Consider the following 19,336-nt stretch of genomic DNA (forward strand, 5'->3'; position numbering starts at 1 on the left):
GGGGAGGGGTGTTGCTGGCCAGGTGGGAGATAACGCTGTTCCCAATCCGGGGTCAGCTGGCGCAGGTTGTCCAGCGGCTCCTGGGGCAGATCTACCGAAGGTGCGCCAGCAGCGGGGACGGGCTGCGCCAAAACGGTGGGTATCACGCCTGGTGTCAGCCCCAGGGTCAGCAACAGGCCCGCAAGTACGGGAAACCGGGAACGATGAATAAATGGCAAAGCAGCCCCTGGCAGCAAAAATGGTGAATGCAGGCTGGGCGGGAATATCCGGGCAGTCATGTGCCCATGGACCCGCTGCGCCACTGAGTGGCAACGCCAGCGGCAACACCACTGGCCCCATGCATCTGAAATGCGAGGGGCCAGGCGTGTTGACCTTAGTCCAGCACGCGGTTTATTGCTTGGCAGCCAGGCCGTAGTTGTTCAGCAGGGCTTCCAGGGCCGGGCCGTACAGGCGGCCGGCGACTTCTTCGGCATTGGGGCCGAACACGCCCAGGTCGTATTTGACGCCTGCCAGGGCGGCCTGCACATCCGCATTGTTGGAGGTCAGCGTCGTGCTGCCCTCGAAGACACCGAGGTTTCCGTCGGCTTGCACTTTCACTTCGGCTTGGTGCAACGCGCCGCCAATCGTGAAGCTGCCGGAGGTGGGACGCGCGCCGGTAATGCCGGCTACGGAACCTTCGCCGACCCACTTCGTGCCGTCATTGCTGATGGTGTAGGAGAACGTTCCTTCGGTGCCTTCGATATGGTTGAAGGCCACGCCGTTGTACTCCAGCGTGGTGCTTGTTGCCAGCGTGTTCAGGTAGCCGTTATCGGTGAACTCACCGACGGCTTGCTGCACAAAGCTGCGGTCTGCACCGCCCTGCAGGATGTTGCCAACCACGGCCGAATACTGCTGGCGGTAGATGCGGTAGATCGCATTGCGGTTGGTGCCGCCGTCGTTATAGGTGCCGACGATGCGGGTATAGTCGTTGACCGGGAGTTCGGTGAGATCGAAGACCTTGCCATCGCCCGGGGTGTAGGTCACATTGTCATAGTTGAAAGAACCCTTGTAGATCGCGCTGCTGAGCGTGAAGTCGTCCAGTGCAGTGTTTTCGAAGTCGAATGCCTGGGCAGACTGGCTGCCCAGGGCCAGCATGGCGGCGATGAGCGCGGGAACGAGGGTTTTCTGACGCAATTGCATGTTTCTGCTCCATGTGTGAGGAGGGGTGAGAGGGGACACAACAGGAGGGCGGCAGAAAACCTTGCATCGTATTTCCTAGTGAGAGGAACCCGGCAGGGGGGGGCTGTCCTATAGAAGACGCACGAAGGCTGGGCTCAGGCACCTGGCAAAATCATTGTTTTTGTTAATCACCAGTGAGTCCCAATAGATTGTTTAGGTAGCGGAGCGATGACGGGCTTACTGCCTTGCGCTTGGCGCAGGCGATTGATCGCCGTTATTCCTGGCGCATGGCCGCAGTAGGCTTGGTGGGGATAAAAAACTGCCCCTGTGCAGGGGCAGTTGGTGGTGCTCAGTCCGGCAATCAGGAGAGTTTGATGTGCTGGATGAAAATTTCGCTGCTTTCCTTGTCCTTGACCGCTTGGGTGCCGGCTGCCGTGCCATCCGTCAGCCAGTATTGCTGGTTGATGCTGGCGCCCTGTGTTGTATTGCTGTCTTCGGTGCTGGTGCGTACGGTGATCAGAACCTTGTTGCCTATGGTGTTGACGCTGCTCAGCGCGCATTGGGCAGAGGCGCAAGCGCCGACAGCAGGGACGATGTTATTACCGGCAACGTCCGGGAACAGGCGTTGGGTGCCATTTTTGCTGCCGTCCGATCCATAGAGGTGCCCATCGGTGCCGGTGAATACCACGAGGTCACCCGCTGCATGCAGGGTTGAGCGCGTGAGATAGGCGGGGGCGCTGGAGTCGCCGGTCAGGACGATATCGGGAGATGCTGTTTCTGCCGGCAGGACAGAGACCTTACCGGCGCTGTCCACTTTGTGAAGCAGGTTGCGGGTTTGATCATTGACCAGGAAATAGATGGCATTGGGGGTTTCCGTCAGCAGTGTGATCTGTTCGCCGTTGCTGAATGTCGTCAGCGGGATGGTGCCTGCTGGCGTACCGTTGGTTTTGTAGAGTTGTTGCGGTGCCTTGTCCTTGAGGGTTTTGACATCCGTTCCCTTGACGAAGTAAAGCTCGTCTTTAAGTGTTGCCAGGGTGCTGCCATAGTAGCCAGGGATCAAGTCATAGGCCGGTGCCAGCAGCTTGCTTGCATCTTTCGGTGTGCCCGCCTGCGTGCCGTCCGTGGTGCCCAGGAAGGTTAAGCTTCCCGGCTTGCTCCCTATGGAACTGTAGTTGCCATAGTAGGTTGTGGCACCTACGCGTGTCACGAACGTGAGTGACTTGTAATCCGGGCCCAGGTCGGTCTTGGGCGTCAGGAGCAAGGTGGCATTTTCGCTGTTGTCGAGGCTGCCGTTGTCATTGAGTTTGTTAGCGTATAGCTTGCTGCTGACATAGATGAAGGTATTGCCAGCAATCTCGCAGCTCGAAGGGATGTAACTGCAGAATGGTGCCAATGTCTTGCCGGTGTCATTTTTCATTGTCACGGCATCAAAGTCGGTGCCATTCCTGGATTCCAGCGCCTGTGTGGCAATGGTGTACACCCAGATCCTGTCGTTCCAGATATTCGTGATTCGGAAATCGGATGAGCCCGAGCCTGCAGCAAAATCGGCGGCCAATCGGGTCTGAGCAGGTGAGCCGTCGGATGACCAGAGCTCGCGGCCATGCGCTTCATCCGTTGCGGCAAAATAGGCCTTGCCCTGGAAGTAATCCGTGACAGGGACGGTTTGCAGGCCGGTCGCACCAGTGCTGCCGAACATGACTTCATGGCCTTGTGCATCCTTGAGCCATTGCGCCGTTGCGTTGTCGGTATCTATGGATAGATAACCGACGAGCGCCTGGCGAAAGCCGGTGGGGCGTCCGCCGTCTGCTTTCCAGTCGCGTACCAATTGCACTTGGCTGCAGCGTATGTCGATGACGTTGTCTGTGGCGGGCAGTGCGTTCAGCGTCAGGCTGCCGTCTTCGTGTACGGAGCCCAGCCCGGTATCGGCAAACTGGCATTGCAGCAGATAGCGTTGCGGTTGTGCCGGCTGGACGCTGGTGATCCGCAGGATGCTGCCACTGCTGGTATGGGCCAGCTTTCTGGTGGCCGTGGTGTTGAAGGATTCGGTGGCAATAACTTCCTCGCCAGCAAGCTGTTGCAGCGTCATGCTGGCGCCGACCGGCAATTGGCTGACTGATACGGAAAGGGAAGCGGTCACAGGTTCCGGCGTGCTACCGCCGTTGTCGCCATCACCATCGTTGGTGCCGCCGTTGTCGCTGCCACTGCTGCCGCCACCGCAGGCGGCCAGCAGAATGGCCAGCGTGTAGGGAGCCAGCCGAGGCAGGCCAGTCGAGAGGAATTTACTCATGGAAATCGCTCCGGTGAAGGATGGAAAAGGAATGTCTGCCCGAACGGTGAAGGGCAGAGGCCAGTCGATGGCCTGCGCTGTGGCCACCGGTTGGAGATAGTGGATTTAAAAAAATGGAATTAACTATCCGCCATGTCAGTAATACGAGGCATAGCTGAAACGGTTGCCTGCCGTGTCCGAGACGGCAACCGTGCCATCAGGTGTGCCATCGCTAACCCAGAAAAACACGTGGTATGCGTCGCCAGTGTCGGTGGTCAGAAGGTTGCGTGCCCGGATCAACAGGCGGTCGTTGAAGACGGCGATACCACCGGATGTGCTGCAAGACAGTTGGCATTCCGCTGCCGTGTAGGTGAAGCTGACCTCAGCGTTCGGGAACAGGCGCACAGTGCCTTCTTCCGTGCCGTCGGTGCTCCAGAGATGATTGGTCATACGCGTGTAGTTGGATGCGTCATCTCCAAAGACGATACGGTTACCCACGACAAACAGCTTGGCGCTATCGCCGCTGCCCCTGTCATTGCGTGTGTTGGGCATAACGGTTGCCGGGTTTGCAATGAATTTTGTGCCGTGATTGGTGCCGTCGCTACGGTATAGCGCTCGAATGGGAAAGCCTGACTGATTGTCGATCGTGGCGCTGAAGGCCAGAAATTCGTCAGTGGCGGCGATGTCGGCAATTTCCGCCTGCGCGTAGTTGGCGTATGTCTTCAAATCGAAGACCATTTCGGTGCCGCTGGGTGTACCGTCGGTGCGCCACAGCTGGCTTTTGTCGAATTTGAAGTAGAGGTAATTGCCGAACTGGGTGAACAACTGGGCGTTGTTGGCGCTACTTGCGATGACCTGGTCGATCAAGGTTTGCGTGCCGCTCTCCGTGCCGTCTGTCGAGTAAAGGCGGTATAGCTTGCCGCTACTGGTATATTTTCCGTAAACGAGTTTGCCGCCAATGGTGTTGTCCCACGACGTATTGAAGCTTACGCCAGCAAGCGCCGGGAGTTCCGTAATGGTGCCTGTGGCAAGGTCTTTACCGTAGTAGGACAGGACACCTTTGCCATCCGCCGCTTCGGTACGCACGGTGTACCAGAGCTGGTCTCCGGCGACTTGGTAGCTGACGATATCCTGCTCTGGTTCGAACACGGTACTGAATTGGCTGCCGGCGTCTGTGCCGTCCGTTTGCCAGCTTTCATATGGCCGGTAACTGAAATGCAGCCATTCCGGGTTGCTGCCGCGTTGAAAGCCTGAGGACGAATACAGCGTACCCCCTTGCCAGATATCCCAGAATTCAGAGTGCGTTCTGGTCTTGCTACCATCACGGGCAGTAAAGGTCAGCAATTGTTGGTCACCGTCTTGACCTGATGTTGTGCCGATGCCCGTTTCCCCGGAGACCGGGTCGGTGAAATTCAGAATCTGTTTGCCGCCAGCAAAGCGGGACATGGCGCCAAGCGAGAAGTCCTTGCTTGTCATCTGGTTGCCCTGGCTGTCGCGCAGCCAGGCAGCCTGGGCGGTGTCCAGGTTAAGGCGCAGGATATAGCCGATATTCGGGCCGCCGGCTCCAGGGGCATATTGGGTACGTAGTAGCCGCACGCGTCCGCAACGCACGGTCTGCGTGGCGGTCTCGAAGCCTTCCTTGAGCAGCAGGCTGCCATCTTTTTGAAGGCTGCCGTTGTTGCCATAGCTGGTGAAGGCGCATTGCACCAGGTATTGCTGTGGCGCGCCGACGATGACCGGTTCCAGTTTCAGCACATCACCGCCCTGGGCGCGCACGTTCAAGGTCTGGGCGTCGGCGCTGCTGCCCTCAACGGCGAGCGTGTTCTGCGTCTCGCCGCTGGTGTGTAGGATGGGGAGTCTGCTGCCTGTGGGCAAGTTGCAGATTTTCAGGGTCAGGCCGTCGCCCGCAGCCGTCAGGTTGCATTCCTGGGTGCCGGAGGTGTCGTCACCCGGGCCACCATTGTTGTCCGAGCGCCAGGCGCTGTCACCGTCGCCACCGACGCAGGCAGCTAATGTGGTGCCGATGCAGACACTGGCAACAAGATGGGGAACGAAAGAGGATTTCACTGTCATGCTTTCCGGTGCGTTCAGAATTTGAGGTTGAGCGACGCCGAGACATTGCGCGGCGAGCCGTAGTAGCTGGAGGCGTTGTTGGCGAAATAGACCTTGTCGAACAGGTTGCCGATGTTGAAGCCCAGCGTGGCGTGCTTGTTCAGGTCGTAGCGCGCCATCAGGTCCCAGACGGCATAGCTGCCTTGCGAGAAGTTGTAAACCTTGCCGGAGTAGTCGTTGTATGTCTGCTGCCAGGTGTGGCTTTTCCAGCGGACGCCTCCGCCCAGCGTGAGGCTGTCGGTCAGCTTGTAGCTGGTGAATAGACTGAAGGTGTGTTTGGGACGGTTGAAGTCGTAGCTGGTCATGACGTCGTCGTAGGACGGCGGCACGTAGGTTTGGTAGTCGTATGACTTCAGGTGCAGGTAGGCGTAGCCGCCATTGATCATCCAGCGCTCGCTGAGCTGTCCAGCAATGGACAGCTCCAGCCCGCTCAGCGTGGGGCCGTCGGTCGCTTCCACCGGCGTGCAGTCGCCGTTGGCACTGTAGGGGTTGCGGCAGGACAGGCGCGCCGGGTCGCCGTTCGAGATTACCGTCTGGTAAATGTAGGGCACGTTCCGTTCGTGCATGCGGAACAGGGCGGCCTGCAGGTTCAGGTTGTCGTCGAACAGCGCGCTTTTGACGCCGAGTTCCACGGTATTGCCTTCGCGTGGCGGCATCAGGCGGAAGCGTACGCCGTCTTCGATTTCCTTCTGGGTGACGCCGCGGACAACCTGTTGGGTTTTATAAATGCCGGTGTAGCTGAGATAGGCAGAGGTCACCGGGGTCAGTTCGTAGATCAGGCCGGCATATGGAATGAAGCGCCTGGGGTAATGAATGCTTTGCGGATAGTTGTCGAGCCCGGCGCTGCCGTCTGCGGTATAGCCTTTGACGTCCAGGGCATACTTGTGCACGCGCGCACCCAGGATGAGTGAAACGCGCTCCAGCGGCTGTATCTTGGTGCTGAGGAAGGCGCCGTATTGCTTTTCATGGTTTTCATAGATGGGGCCGTGCAGGTCAACCAGATAGTTGCCTCGGCACTTGGGCAGGGCGATACCACCGTTGTTCCAGTCGTCCAGGTTGATGGAGTCGGACTGGTTGCAGTACCAGTTCCGGTCCTCCGTGAACCAGCTCGGGTTGACGACCTTGCCCTTGTATCCATTGAAGCCGACGGCCAGCTGGGCGTCGCGGCCAAACAGCTGGAACTTGCCCAGCAGGGTGACATCCAGGTTGTGCAGCGTATTGTCGGTATTGATGCGGCCGTAGCTCAGGCTGGCCGCATTGTTGACCGGGTTGTAGTAGTTCACGCCTATCATGCCGTACACCCGGTCAGGCGAGGATGAGGTGTGCTGGTAGGATGCGTTCAGTTTCCAGTCGTCATTGAAATGATGGCGGGCATCGACGAACCATTGGCGAGTGTCCTGCTTGGCATAGGACCATTGCGTAGCCGAGTTGAAGTGCCGCCCTTTGTCGCGGAACAGTTCATAGACACTGTCGGTATCCGTGCGCATCGACGAGCCGTGCGGCGTGGCATCGTCAACGTGCTTGCCGAAGCCGGTGAACCCGGCCGAAACCGTGGTGTCCTCGGACAGGTCGGCCTCGAGGATGCCGTAGAACATGCGTGTCTTTTCATGGACGCGCTCCATCCAGTGATTTCCTTCCGCAGCGACGGCGACCATGCGGCCTCTGAAGCTGCCAGACTCATTGAAGGGTTGCGACAGGTCAACTTCGGCGCGGCGCTTGGCGTATGTGCCATAGCTCAGGCTGACCTGGCGTAGCGGTTCGTAGCCAGGGCGCTTGCGCACGAAGTTGATGCTGGCCGACGGGTCACCGGTGCCGGTGGTCAGCCCGGTTGAACCTCGGATGATTTCAACGCGTTCATACAGGGCGGTATCCATGCTGGCCAGCATGTCGGCGCCACCGAACATGCTCGCGGTGGTGGGCATGCCGTCGATCTGGAAGTTGTTGATGGCGTAGCCGCGCGAATAGAAAGTGGCGCGGCCGGCGCCAGGTACGCCGAACTCCTGTACCGAGACGCCAGGGGTGTTTTTCAGGATGTCCACCACCTGGAACAGGTTCTGGTCTTCGATCTGTTTCTGGGTGAAGATGCTCAGGCTTTGCGGTGTTTCCTTGATGCTCAGGTCCAGTTTGGTGGCATTGCTGGAACGGCGCACGGTGTAGTTGGTGGCAGCTTCTTCCGCCGTGGTCGGGAGGTAGGCTCCGGCAACGGTAATGGCCGAAAGGGTGCGAGTTTCGTCGGTATCCTGGGTGCGCGAGGTGTCCAGCCGCCGGATGAGGATGTTGGCGCCGTCTATGCTGCCGCTCAGGCCGCTGCCGGCCAGCAGTTGATCAAGTGCCTGGCGTAGGCTGTAGTTGCCGTGCAGCGCTGGTGCCTGCAGCCCCGACAGCATGTCTGGTGTGTAGATCAGCTGCATATCCGCCTGCCGTGCGAGTTCATTCAAGGCGCGGTTCAGGGGTTGGGATTCCAGATCCAGGGCAATGGTGCTGGATGCTGCATTGCCCTGGCTCCAGGCCGGCTGCAGAGCGTCATGGGTATAGGCCAGAGTCAGCGCGATGAGTACCGGGGCCAGGGAAAACCGGAAGGAGGACAAACCCTTCTCCTAAGTAGATCGGAAAGAAAATGAGAACGCCTATGCTTTCTTAAGTTGAAGACGCAGAGGCGGGTCTTTCGGACACCTGGAGGGGAGATTGTTTTTTTTAATCGAAAATAATTTTCGATTTTATGGGGGCGGCCGGGTCGGCCAGGCCGGGCCCGTCAACGGCTGTGGATTTCCAGCCCGTGCTCGGTTTGCTTCAGTTGCACTGGCAACATGCGAGGCAGCAGATGCGCAAAGTTGTCGAAATCCTTGCTGTTGAAACTGCCGCCGATGCGCAGCGCAGATGCAGCGGTGCTGGTGACAGTGACCTGGACGGGGGCATAGCGCTGGAATTCCTCGATCGCCTGGCTGAGCGGCGTATCTTCGAAAGTGATCCGGCCATGGCGCCAGTTGGCAATGCTTTCCGGAGCGATGCGGGAGAAGGCGAAGCTGTTTTGGCCTGGCGCCAGGCTGGCGCGCATGCCGGTCGTCAAGGGCGCGCCTGCGGGGTTGATCCATGGCCAGTCCGGCCACCAGGCGCGGGTGCGTGCGACGGCAACTTTGCCGGATGCGACGGCGACGCCTGCTTGTCCCGGTGCCACGCCAGTGGTGCTGTAGCGCACGGCGAATTGCGTGCCTAGCACCGTGGCTTGCAGTATCGGCGTTTGAACCGTGAATGGGCGGGATGGATCCGGTGCAACCTCAAACCAGGCCTGGCCATTTTCGAGCACGATTTTCCTGTGCCTGGCGTAGGTGGTGGCGGTCAGGCGCGTTGCGCTGTCCAGCACGATGATGCTGCCATCGGGCAGGACGATACGCTCCTGTTCGCCGACTGCCGTGGCATAGCTGGCCTGAAATTGCGGGTACTCATACTGATGCCAGATATAGCCTGCCGTGGCAGTGAGCAGAAAAGAGAATGCCATACAGGCGAATACCGGCCGCCTGGCGGGTTGCCAGGGGCGCGTTGCCGGCAGGAAGCGTTGGCGCAACCGGCGCATTCTGGTTTTCTGCCCGTTGCGACGGTCTGGGTGACGCTGCGCCTGTGGCGGGGATTCGAGGTGCTTGCGGGGGATCTGGCGCAGCGCCTGCATCATGGTTGCCAGGTTGTTGTAGGCTGCCCGGTGTTCAGGGGCAGCGTTCAGCCAGTCAGCCAATGCCTGCGCCTGGGCAGGGCTGAAATCCGGTTGTCTGCTTTGTAGCAGCCAGTCAGCGGCGATATCGTCGATATCGCCAGCCGTGGTCGGGGTCTGGCCAGGGTCACGGCTCATGCTGATCCCTGCATGCTTTGCAAGCCATCATGGCGCGCAAAATGTGTTTTTTTACCATGCTGCTGGAGATACCCATGCGTTGCGCGATTTCGTCGTTGGAAAGACCGTCGTACAAGTGCATCCGGAAGGCTTCCTGGCAACGTGGCGGTAGCGACCGGATGGTTTTGATATAGATCTCTGCCGCGCGTTTGCGTTCCAGTATCGTGCCGGGTTCTTCCTGTTGCGTCCAGTGTGCCGGCAGTTCTTCCGTTTGCCAGTTTTCCAGCGGTTCTTCCGCACGTACCTGGCGGCGGCGGGCATTATCCGTCAGCAGGTTGCGGGCGACCTGGTACAAGAGGCTGCGGGGGTTGCGGACTTCGGTGCCGGTCTGGGAGGCATGTAGGATGCGGGTGACGCTTTCCTGGGCAATATCATCGACGGTATGGACGTCTTCGCCTTGGCGCAGCAGAAATCGCCGCAGCTCTTGATAATAACGAAGTACAGCATCAACCATGAGATTTATGGCACCGTGACACGTGACAGACTTCAGGCTTGATGACGAGTTACCGCTGCCGCCCAAGGATGAAAAGAAGAATCAATTTCGTTTGTTGGCATTATATGCCATTAATCTAAAGAGATTTTCACGATGCACATCGCGGCGGAATGGCGGGCCAGGCCGAGTTACCGCGTTAGCGCCGCCATCACTGCCTGGCGGCAGGCTGCCAGCTTTTCACGGCGGTCGGTTTCTTTTTGCGGGTCAGGTTCGCGGTGTGGCGTGGCCCAGATGGCATCGGGAAAGTGCGGGTCGTCGCGCCAGCGCGGGATGATGTGCCAGTGCAGATGCGGCACCATGTTGCCCAGTGCCGCCAGGTTGATTTTGTCTGGCGCCAGCGTTTCGCGCAGGATGCGTTCGACACGGATGACGATGTCCATCAAGCGCGCACGCTGGGCATCGGTCAGATCACTCATTTCGGCGATGTGCGGATTCCATATGACTCGCATGTAGCCAGGGTAGCCGGGCATTTCGACTTCGATGACGCGCAGATCGTCGTTTTGCCAGAGGAGCGAGCCGCCTGCGGATTGGCACAGCGGGCAGGCGGGCGCGGAAGGGGTCGGGTTCATAAGTGGCGGGTAGTGGGCAGATCAGCTTTTGAGTGCTTTTTCCAGCACGGTGACGATGTGCTGCAGCAGCGCAACGCGCGCCTGGCGTTTATCGTTGGCAGGTAGGACGCACCAAGGTGCATGCTCGGTGTGTGTGAGTTGCAGCATGTCCCTGGCGGCTTTTTCATATTGCGGCCAGCGCTTGCGGTTGCGCCAGTCGTCCGGCGTGATTTTGTAGCGTTTGGCCGGGTTGTGTTCGCGCTCATGGAAGCGGCGCAGCTGTTCGTCACGGCTGACGGACAGCCACACTTTGATGACGATCGTGCCATTCTCGTGCAGCTGGCGCTCGAAGTCGTTGATTTCCGAGTAGGCCCGGCGGCGCGTGGAGTCGTTGATCAGCCCTTCCACCCGTTCTACCAGGACGCGGCCGTACCAGGTGCGGTCGAAGACCGTGGTGCGGCCATGGCTGGGAACGTGCCGCCAGAAACGCCAGAGGTAGGGGTGCGCCAGTTCATCATCCGTGGGCGCACTGATGGGCACCACTTCATAGCTGCGTGCATCCAGTGCGCGGGTGACGCGGCGGATGGAGCCACCTTTGCCAGAGGCATCCATGCCTTCCAGCGCGAGCACCAGGCTGCGTTTGCCAAAGGCGGCTTCGCGTACCAGGCGGCCCAGGCGGGCTTGCCATTTGAGTAGCGCTTTTTTGTATTGCTTGCGCGAAAGGCGCGGGGTGTCGGTAGGGAGATCCAGCGTGACGGGGCGCTTGCACGGGACTGATGCGTCTTCAGGCGGCGCGACGCGTTTGCGCGGCGGCGCTTGCAGGGCCTTGAGCACGATGCTGGCGGTTTCGATGGCGCGTACCTTTTCGTCGGCGCTGGGAATGATATGCCAGGGCGCATAGGGCGTCTGCGTTGCCTCAATGGCTGCGGCGCCGATGTCGCGGATGGCCTTGAAGTTCTCGGCCACTTGCTTGTCGGTTTCCGTGACCTCCCAGGCCGTCATCTTGTTGGACAGCAGGTGCTGCGTGCGTGCGCTTTGCGCGTCGCGCGACATGTGGAACCAGAGCTTGATGATTTGCACGCCTTCGGCGGCGAGCAAGGCTTCGAAGGCGCGGATTTCACGGATGCCGCGCAGCAGATCCGCCGAGGTCATGTCGCTGTGCGCGTATTGCCGCAAATGCGCTTCGTACCAGGAGCCGAAGACGATCCCGGTGCGGCCGCGCGTCGGCAGGGCGTTCCAGTAGCGCCACAGTGGCGGGCGCATGGCCTGCTCCGGGGTAGGGTCGCCAAATGCGATGGTGCTGATGTGGCGTGGATCCATCCACTCATTGAGCTGATTGATGGCTGCGCCCTTGCCGACACCGTCGAGTCCGGTGACGACGATGAGCAGTGAGCGCTGGTTTTCCTGCAGGCGGTCATATTGCGCTTGGATCAGACTGGTGCGCAGTTTGGCCTCGCGCTCCTTGGCGATGGCCTTGGACAAGCTGGGGTCAGATTCGGCGACGGAAAACAGATCGTCGGCGCCGCGGGTGTAGGCGCGTGGAACGTTCTCCAGAAGTTCGGCCGCAGTTGGCAGGCTGGCGGTTTTCTGACTGTTGTTGCCCATGGATATTCCCCGGAGTGTGTTTAGTTTTCAGGCTAACAGACCCGGGGCGTACGTGCCAGAGGCTCGCATCCCTGGCAGGCAGAAGGGCGGCGGGCTGCCGCCGGTTTCATGGCATCAGGGCTGGCCGCACATCAGGCGCACCATGCGGGCGTAGATGGCGGTGGCGCCATGCAGCTGTTCCAGGGCGATGGATTCGTCGATGATGTGCGCGTCTTCTTCGTTGCCCGGGCCCAGGCCGATGGTGGGAATGCCGCGCCTGCCTGCGGATTCGGAACCATTGGTGCAGAATGGCCAGCTGCCCACGATGGGTTCGCGGCCGGCCTGGCGGACGGCTTCACGCGTCAGGCGCAGCAGGCTGGAGTCAGCCTCGCAACGCCAGGCGGGCAGCCAGCGGGGCGGGGTGGCGTGGCAGCCGGTAAAGGTGGAGACGAGGTCTTCGCTGACCTGTAGCGTGAAATTCTCCAGGCCATGCCGCTGGAGGTGGGCGCGGATCTGCCCGAGGACATCATCCAGGCTTTCACCGACGATAGTGCGCCGGTCGAAGCGCAGGGTGGCGCTGAGCGGAATCATCGAAATCGACGGATATGGGTCGGAAATGATATCCGTGGGTACCAGCAGCGCCGGGCCTAGCACCGGGTCCTGCGGCAGCGGCAGGCTTTCCAGCGCCGTGAGCGCCCGCGCCGCGGCATGCAGCGGGTTGATTCCCATGTGGGGGTTGGCGGCGTGGGCCGGCTTGCCGTGAAAGCGCAGCAGGATTTCCACGCGGCCCTTTTGCCCGGCGCGTATCTGCAGCTTCGAGGGTTCGCAGATGACGACGGCGCCCGGCTGGCAGGCATCCAGCACCGGGGCCAGGGCGTGTCCTTCAATGACTTCTTCCAGCACGCTGGCGGACACCGCCACGCGCTGCCTGAGCCCTTGCCGCGCCGCCTGGGCGACGCCGCAGATGGCCGCGGCGACACCACCTTTCATGTCGGTGCTGCCGCGTCCGTACAGGCGGCCGTCATGGATTTCGCCGCCGAAGGGGTCGAAACGCCAGTCGCCGGTGACTGGCACGACGTCCATGTGGCCATCGAACAGCAGGGCGATGTCGGTGCCTGCGGGGCCGACAATGCCCAGCACGGAGCCGTTGGCATCGGTATGCACTTCATCGAAGCCGGCGGCGCGCATGGTGTCGGCCATCAGGCGCGCCATGCCGGCCTCCTGGCCGGACAGGCTGGGAATTCTGACCATGGCTTGGGTCAGGGCTACGACGTCCATGTCCATTATGGTATCCATTGTTGCAGTGGCGCGGGCGGGGCCGCCCGCGCCGGGGTTGAAGGAATCAGCGGTTCACCAGCTCACGCGGTACGCGGTAAACCAGAATGGCCCCCAGCACCGTAAAGCTGGCGAGGAAGTACATGCCGCCATCGGTGGAGCCGGTCAGCTCCTTGATCCAGCCGATGACATACGGGCTGACAAACGCGGCCAGGCCGGCAAAGGAGTTGATGCCTGCGATGCCCGCCGCGGCGCTTTTGCCATCGAGAAAGGCCGTGGGCAGGCTCCAGAACAGCGGCGAGCAGACCATGCAGCCAGCAGCGGCAATGGACAGCATCGCGACAGCCAGCATCGGGTTGTGGCTGAACAGCGTACTGAGCGCCAGTCCGGTGCCGCCAATCAGGAAAGGAAAGATCATGTGCCAGCGGCGTTCGCGGCTGCGGTCGGAATGGCGGCACACCAGGATCATCGACACCACGGCGCAGATGTTGGGCACGGCAGTCAGCAGGCCGACATCCAGCAAGGAGCTGACGCCCGTGGAGCGAATGACGGACGGGATCCAGAAGGCCAGGCCGGACAGGCTGGAGACCGTGCAGTAGCAGATCAGCGCCATGTGCACGACACGGCGGTCGCGGAACAGCCGCAGCAGCGAGACGTGTTCGGTCTTGGTGGCGCGTTCGGCGCTCAGGTTGGCGTTCAGGCGGGCCTTTTCCTCGGGGCTCAGCCAGCGGGCGTCGTCGATGCGGTTATCCAGGTACCAGAGCACGGCCAGGCCGAGCAGCACCGAAGGGATGGCTTCGATGATGAACATCCATTGCCAGCCGGACAGGCTGTGCGTGCCATGGAAGGATTCCATGATCCAGCCTGAGAGTGGGCCACCCAGGATGCCGGCAAAGGGGACGGCGGTCATGAATACCGCAACGATCTGGCCGCGGCGATGCGAGGGGAACCAGTAGGTCAGGTAGAGGATGATGCCGGGATAGAAACCGGCCTCAGCAGCGCCCAGCAGAAAGCGCAGGATGTAGAACTGGGTAGGGGTCTGGGTGAGCGCCATGGCGGCCGAGATCAGCCCCCAGAGCACCATGATCCGGGCCAGGGTTTTCTTGGCGCCGATGCGGTGCATCAGGACGTTGCTGGGAACCTCGAAAAGAAAATAGCCGATGAAGAATATCCCCGCGCCCAGCCCATAGACGGCTTCGCTGAACTGCAGGTCGTCGAGCATCTGCAGCTTGGCAAAACCGACGTTGACGCGGTCGAGAAAGGCAGCGATATAGCAGGCCATCAGGAATGGCAGCAGGCGCCAGGCAACCTTGCGATAGAGCGCGTTATCCTTGGCGGCGCCGGTGTCTGTTGCGGCGGCAAGGCCAGGCGTTGCGGCGCCTCCCAGTGATTGATCCATGTTGTCTCCTTGGTGTTTGTGTTTTTTCAGGCAAAACGTCCCCCTGCGTGCCGAAATGGCCGCATGCCTGTTTTGTTTTTCGGGGGAACCTGGGCCTGCCCGGCAGGCCCTCCTCAAAGCCGGGCGGGCAGGCTGTCAGACGTCATTCAGGCGGGCAGCGCCTCCGGTTCGATGGCGCCGCGCCGTTCGGTGATGAGGCCGTAGGCCTCGGGACGGCGGTGGCGTTCGAAGTTGAAGGTGGTGGTTTTGTAGGAACGGCACAGATCCAGGTCGCAGCGCGCAATGGCCAGTTCGTCGCCCTTGGTCGAGCAGGCGGCAACGATTTCGCCGGATGGCGCGATGATGCAGCTGCCGCCGATCATTTCGCAGCCTTCCTCATTGCCGGCCTTGGCGACGCCGACGACCCAGGTGCCGTTCTGGTACGCACCGGCCTGCATGACCAGCTGGTTGTGGAACATGGACAGGTCATCGTGTTCGGGGGCGGGCGGGTTGTGCACCGGGGTGTTGTAGCCCATCATGATCATTTCCACGCCTTGCAGGCCCATGACACGGTAGGTCTCGGACCAGCGCCTGTCGTTGCACAGCGCCATGCCCATGATGCCGCCAAAACCGCGCCAGACATCAAAAGACGAGCCGGGTTCGAAGTAGTACTTTTCCAGGTGCTGGAAGGCGCGCCAGGGTTCGTTCTGGGCGTGGCCGGGCAGATGCACCTTGCGGTACTTGCCGATGATCTTGCCGCTTTGATCGACCAGGATGGAAGTGTTGTAGCGGTGCTTGACGCCATTTTCCATGGCCAGCTCGGCATAGCCGAGATAGAAGCCGATACGCAGCTGGGCGGCCGTCTCGAACAGAATGCGGGTTTCCGGGCCGGGCATTTCAGCTTCGTAGTAGGCATCCATTTCTGCCTGGTCTTCCACATACCAGCGGGGGAAGAAAGTGGTCAGCGCGAGTTCGGGGAAGACGACCAGCTGGCAGCCCATGGCATGAGCATTGCGCAGGTGCTCGACGAGCCGGGCGACGACGGCGCGGCGGCTGTCGGTACGGTGGATGGGGCCCAGCTGGGCGGCGGCGACATTGACGATGCGTGACATGGTGGTGGTTCCTTGTGATTGTTTTTGGGGAAGAATCAGTGCTGCGCCAGTTCCAGCAACAGATCGAGCAGGATGGCGGCGCCTGCGCCGATGTCCTGCTCGTGCGTGAACTCCGCGACGTTGTGCGATAGCCCCCCCACACTGGGGACGAAAATCATGCCAGTCGGACACATGCGCGCCAGCATCTGCGCGTCATGGCCGGCGCCGCTGGGCATGCGGCGTACGCTGTGGCCGTGGGCGCGCGCCAGGGTTTCCACGCGGCTGATGATGCGCTCGTCGAACGCGACCGGTTCAAAATCAGCCAGCACGCGGTGCGCAATCCGGACGCCTTCTTCGGCTGCCAGCGTATCGGCATATGCCAGGCATTCGGCGATGGCCTGGCGCAAGGCGGCGCCGTCGGTGTTGCGCAGGTCCAGCGTAAAGGTGGCGCGGTTGGGGATGACGTTGATCAGGCTGGGATGCAGCTGGATATGGCCGACTGTGGCCAGTTGGCCGCCGCCCATGCGGCGGGTGAGATCGCGCGCAAAGCAGGCGATTCGTGCGGCGACCAGACCTGCATCGTGTCGCAGCGCCATGGGGGTCGTGCCGGCGTGGTTGGAGGTGCCTTCAACCGTGAACTCCAGCCAGTGAATGCCTTGCACGCCGGTGACTGCGCCGATGGTCGTGCGCTCATGCTCCAGCAGCGGGCCCTGTTCGATGTGCAGTTCGACAAAGGCATGCACCTGATTGCCGCCTACCGGTGCAGGGCCGTCGTAGCCGATGCGGCGCAGGTTGTCGCCGACGGTCGTGCCGTCTATGCCGACGGTGTCGAGCGCCTGTTGCAGTGGCAGACCGCCCTGATAAACCAGGCTGCCCATCATATCGGGGGCAAAGCGCGAGCCCTCTTCATTGGTGAAGAAAGTGACGGCCAATGGCCGGCGTGTCTGTATGCCGGCATCATTGAGCGCGGCCACGACTTCCAGCCCGGCCAGGACGCCGAGATTGCCGTCGTAACGGCCGCCGGTGCGTACCGTGTCGATGTGCGAGCCGGTCATGACGGGCGGGCCATCTTCCAGCCCGCGCCGCAGGCCTGTGACATTGCCGATGGCATCCACGGTGATTTCCAGGCCCAGTTCACGCATCCAGCCGGTGACCAGGTCGCGGCCCTGGCGATCTTCGTCCGTGAGGGCCAGGCGGCAGACGCCACCGCCTGCAATGGCGCCGACCTGGCCCAGTGCCGCGATGCGATCCAGCAGGCGTGGCAGCTTGATGCGAGCGTGGGGAGCAGGCTGCGTCATGCGGGTTCTCCGATTTCCTCGGGCTTGCGGCCGACGATTTGTTCATACAGCACGGGGTCGGTAGCGCCTTCGCTGCCGAACAGCAGGATGCGGCTGTCTGTGTCCAGGCCTAGCGCCGCGCGAGCGCCAGGGTCTGCCAGCGCGGCCAGGGCGCCAGCCAGGCCGGCCACGGCGGATTCTCCCGCTACCAGGGGGGCATCGCCGTAGGGGCTATCGGCCAGCAGGCGGACGGTATCGAGCGCGGCGGCGTCATCGACGGTCAGGAATGCCTGCACGCCGGGCTTCAGAATTTCCCAGGCCAGCAGGGAAACTTCGCCGCAAGCCAGGCCGGCCATGACGGTATCAAGCTCGCCGTGCACGGCAACCGGATGACCTGCCTTGGCGCTTTCATAAAGGCAGGCCGCCTTGTCGGGTTCGACCACCACAAAGCGCGGCCGGCGTGTGCCCAGGCGCTCCCAGAAATGTGCGCAGACAGCGGCGGCCAGGCCACCGACACCGCCTTGCAGGAAAACATGGGTAGGCAGGGCGGCGTCCGTCCGGGCCAGTTGCTGCAAGGCTTCTTCCGCCATGACGCCATAGCCCTGCATGACATCCTTGGGGACATCCATATAGCCAGGGTAGGAGGTGTCCGAGACGACGAAGCGGCCCAGCCGATCGGCATCTTCTGCCGCCTGGCGGACGGAGTCGTCATAGTTGCCGGGCGTACGCACCACCTGCGCGCCATAGCTTTCGATGGCAGCCTTGCGGCCTTCACTGACGGTGGCATGGATATAGATGACGCATTGGCAGCCGAAGCGCTCCGCGCCCCAGGCGACGGAACGGCCATGATTGCCGTCCGTGGCGCAGGTGACGGTCATGTGTTGCGTCAGGTCGCGATAGCGGCCCGACAGTAGGTCCTCTATGCCCAGGTCGGTTCTGTTCAGGCGCTGGTTCAGTTCGCGCAGCAGCAGGCGGCTGACCGCATAGGCACCGCCCAGCGCCTTGAAACTGCCCAGGCCGAAGCGGTGCGCTTCCTGTTTGTAGAGAATTTGCTGCACGCCGGCGGCGCTGGCGAGACCGGCAAGATTGCGCAGCGGCGTGGCGGCGTAGCCGGGCCAGCGGCGGATTTGCTCGTTGGCCTGTTCGAAGGCCGTGCCGCCCAGAATGGCCTGTTGCGTGGGGCCATACGGCGCGTCTGGTGCAAAAGCCACGTTGCGAATCCAGTGCAGGCGGGCGTTGGGTAGGATGGTGGACATGAGAATCTCCTTGTTATTGGTGTCTGTTTGCGTGTGGGGCTGTGTCAGCGATGCAGGTCGCCGTACAGGTCATGCAGGGACTCGATGGTTTGCAGGCGTTGGCGGGCGGCGTCGCCCAGCGCAACGGTCAAGACTGAGCACAGGTGGTTGATGAGGCTCATGGCGGCGATGTAGGAATCAAAGACGGCCGGGCTGCGGTTGACGCAGCGCAGCACCACATCGGCGCGTGCCGGCAGCTCCGTTGCCGTCGGGTCGGTCAGGACGATGACGCGCGCGCCGACGCGGCTGGCATGTTCGACCACCGGTTTGAGCAGGGTGACGCGGCGCCGGAAGTCCATGACCAGCAGGACATCCTCCGGCCCCATGTCGGCCAGGTCCTCTGCCAGGTTCAGGCCGGCACCGGGCGCCAGCGCGACGCCGTCGCGCACCTGGGTCAGCAGGGCCCAGGCGTATTGCGCCAGGACGCGGCCATTGCGGAAACCGGCGATCCAGACCCGGCGAGAATGTGCCAGCAATGAAACTGTGGTTTCAACATCCCGGCCGTCCAGGCGTTCAAAGGTTTGCGCCAGGTTTTGCAGGTCGGTCGCCAGATGGGCGGCCAGGGCATCGCCGGATGCATCGGGCGGACGGACGCCCGCCATTTCATACAGCGGGGAACCGCGCTCGGCTTCGTCGCGGGCCTGGGCACGGATATCGTTGAAGTTTTCATAGCCCAGGCGCCGGAAAAAACGGCTGGCGGTGGCCTTGGAGACGCCGGCTTTCTTGGCCAGATCCGCACCGGACCACGCGGCGATATTTCCCAGGCACTCCAGCGTGACATGGGCCAGCCGTTGTTCGCTATCGGTAAAGGTATCCTGCAAGGCCAGGATGCGTTCCTGCAAAGTGGTGGAGCTCATGTCGTCCTACTCAAATGAAACTTAAGTTTCAGTAGAATAGTTTTATGAAACTATGGTGTCAATAAAAATTGAGCGGGTGCGAGTAGGGAGTTCTCCCAGGGGGGGCAGGGGCAGTGCGAAGT

14 protein-coding genes are annotated in these 19,336 nt (G+C 61.5%); all 14 read right to left on the reverse strand.

The genetic code is table 11. From position 1 onward, the window contains the following. Positions 1-390 precede the first annotated feature (390 nt). Positions 391-1,179 carry a factor H binding protein domain-containing protein gene (locus tag ACNA1V_RS16845; RefSeq protein ID WP_415834744.1) on the reverse strand — a complete coding sequence of 263 codons (789 nt, stop codon included), beginning with the start codon at positions 1,177-1,179 and terminating at the stop codon, positions 391-393. Positions 1,180-1,519: 340 nt separating this feature from the next. After that, entirely contained in the window at positions 1,520-3,445 is a 1,926-nt protein-coding gene (locus ACNA1V_RS16850; protein WP_415834745.1) for a hypothetical protein, read from the reverse strand. Between the two features lie 135 nt (positions 3,446-3,580). Further along, entirely contained in the window at positions 3,581-5,497 is a 1,917-nt protein-coding gene (locus ACNA1V_RS16855; RefSeq protein WP_415834746.1) for a hypothetical protein, read from the reverse strand. Positions 5,498-5,511: 14 nt separating this feature from the next. Beyond that, positions 5,512-8,124, reverse strand: coding sequence for a TonB-dependent siderophore receptor (locus ACNA1V_RS16860; RefSeq protein ID WP_415834747.1), 2,613 nt, complete (start codon positions 8,122-8,124; stop codon positions 5,512-5,514). 164 nt (positions 8,125-8,288) lie between these two features. After that, complete coding sequence (locus tag ACNA1V_RS16865; protein ID WP_415834748.1) at positions 8,289-9,377, reverse strand: FecR family protein; 1,089 nt, start codon at positions 9,375-9,377, stop codon at positions 8,289-8,291. Then, positions 9,367-9,870 carry an RNA polymerase sigma factor gene (locus ACNA1V_RS16870; RefSeq protein ID WP_415834749.1) on the reverse strand — a complete coding sequence of 168 codons (504 nt, stop codon included), beginning with the start codon at positions 9,868-9,870 and terminating at the stop codon, positions 9,367-9,369. Before ACNA1V_RS16870 ends, ACNA1V_RS16865 begins: the two co-directional genes overlap by 11 nt. Positions 9,871-10,037: 167 nt before the next feature. Then, positions 10,038-10,478 (reverse strand): HIT family protein, encoded by a 441-nt coding sequence (locus tag ACNA1V_RS16875; protein ID WP_415834750.1) that lies wholly within the window; start codon positions 10,476-10,478, stop codon positions 10,038-10,040. A 21-nt stretch (positions 10,479-10,499) separates the two neighbouring features. After that, positions 10,500-12,062 carry a polyphosphate:AMP phosphotransferase gene (gene pap / locus ACNA1V_RS16880; protein ID WP_415834751.1) on the reverse strand — a complete coding sequence of 521 codons (1,563 nt, stop codon included), beginning with the start codon at positions 12,060-12,062 and terminating at the stop codon, positions 10,500-10,502. A 114-nt stretch (positions 12,063-12,176) separates the two neighbouring features. After that, the gene (locus tag ACNA1V_RS16885; RefSeq protein ID WP_415834752.1) at positions 12,177-13,325 is read right to left on the reverse strand and encodes a YgeY family selenium metabolism-linked hydrolase; all 1,149 of its coding nucleotides are present in this window, start codon (positions 13,323-13,325) and stop codon (positions 12,177-12,179) included. A gap of 58 nt (positions 13,326-13,383) precedes the next feature. After that, the gene (locus ACNA1V_RS16890; RefSeq protein ID WP_415834753.1) at positions 13,384-14,715 is read right to left on the reverse strand and encodes an MFS transporter; all 1,332 of its coding nucleotides are present in this window, start codon (positions 14,713-14,715) and stop codon (positions 13,384-13,386) included. A 146-nt stretch (positions 14,716-14,861) separates the two neighbouring features. Beyond that, on the reverse strand, positions 14,862-15,806 hold the full coding sequence (locus ACNA1V_RS16895; protein ID WP_415834754.1) for an N-carbamoyl-D-amino-acid hydrolase: 945 nt from the start codon (positions 15,804-15,806) through the stop codon (positions 14,862-14,864). A gap of 35 nt (positions 15,807-15,841) precedes the next feature. After that, complete coding sequence (locus ACNA1V_RS16900; protein ID WP_415834755.1) at positions 15,842-17,083, reverse strand: M20 family metallo-hydrolase; 1,242 nt, start codon at positions 17,081-17,083, stop codon at positions 15,842-15,844. Further along, positions 17,080-18,318, reverse strand: a complete 1,239-nt coding sequence (locus ACNA1V_RS16905) for a diaminopropionate ammonia-lyase (protein ID WP_415834756.1) — start codon at positions 18,316-18,318, stop codon at positions 17,080-17,082. Before ACNA1V_RS16905 ends, ACNA1V_RS16900 begins: the two co-directional genes overlap by 4 nt. A gap of 44 nt (positions 18,319-18,362) precedes the next feature. Further along, entirely contained in the window at positions 18,363-19,214 is an 852-nt protein-coding gene (locus ACNA1V_RS16910; RefSeq protein WP_415834757.1) for a MurR/RpiR family transcriptional regulator, read from the reverse strand. Between the last annotated feature and the right edge of the window lie 122 nt (positions 19,215-19,336).

Source organism: Kerstersia similis (assembly GCF_965139615.1).
GTDB classification, from domain to species: Bacteria; Pseudomonadota; Gammaproteobacteria; order Burkholderiales; family Burkholderiaceae_B; genus Kerstersia; species Kerstersia similis.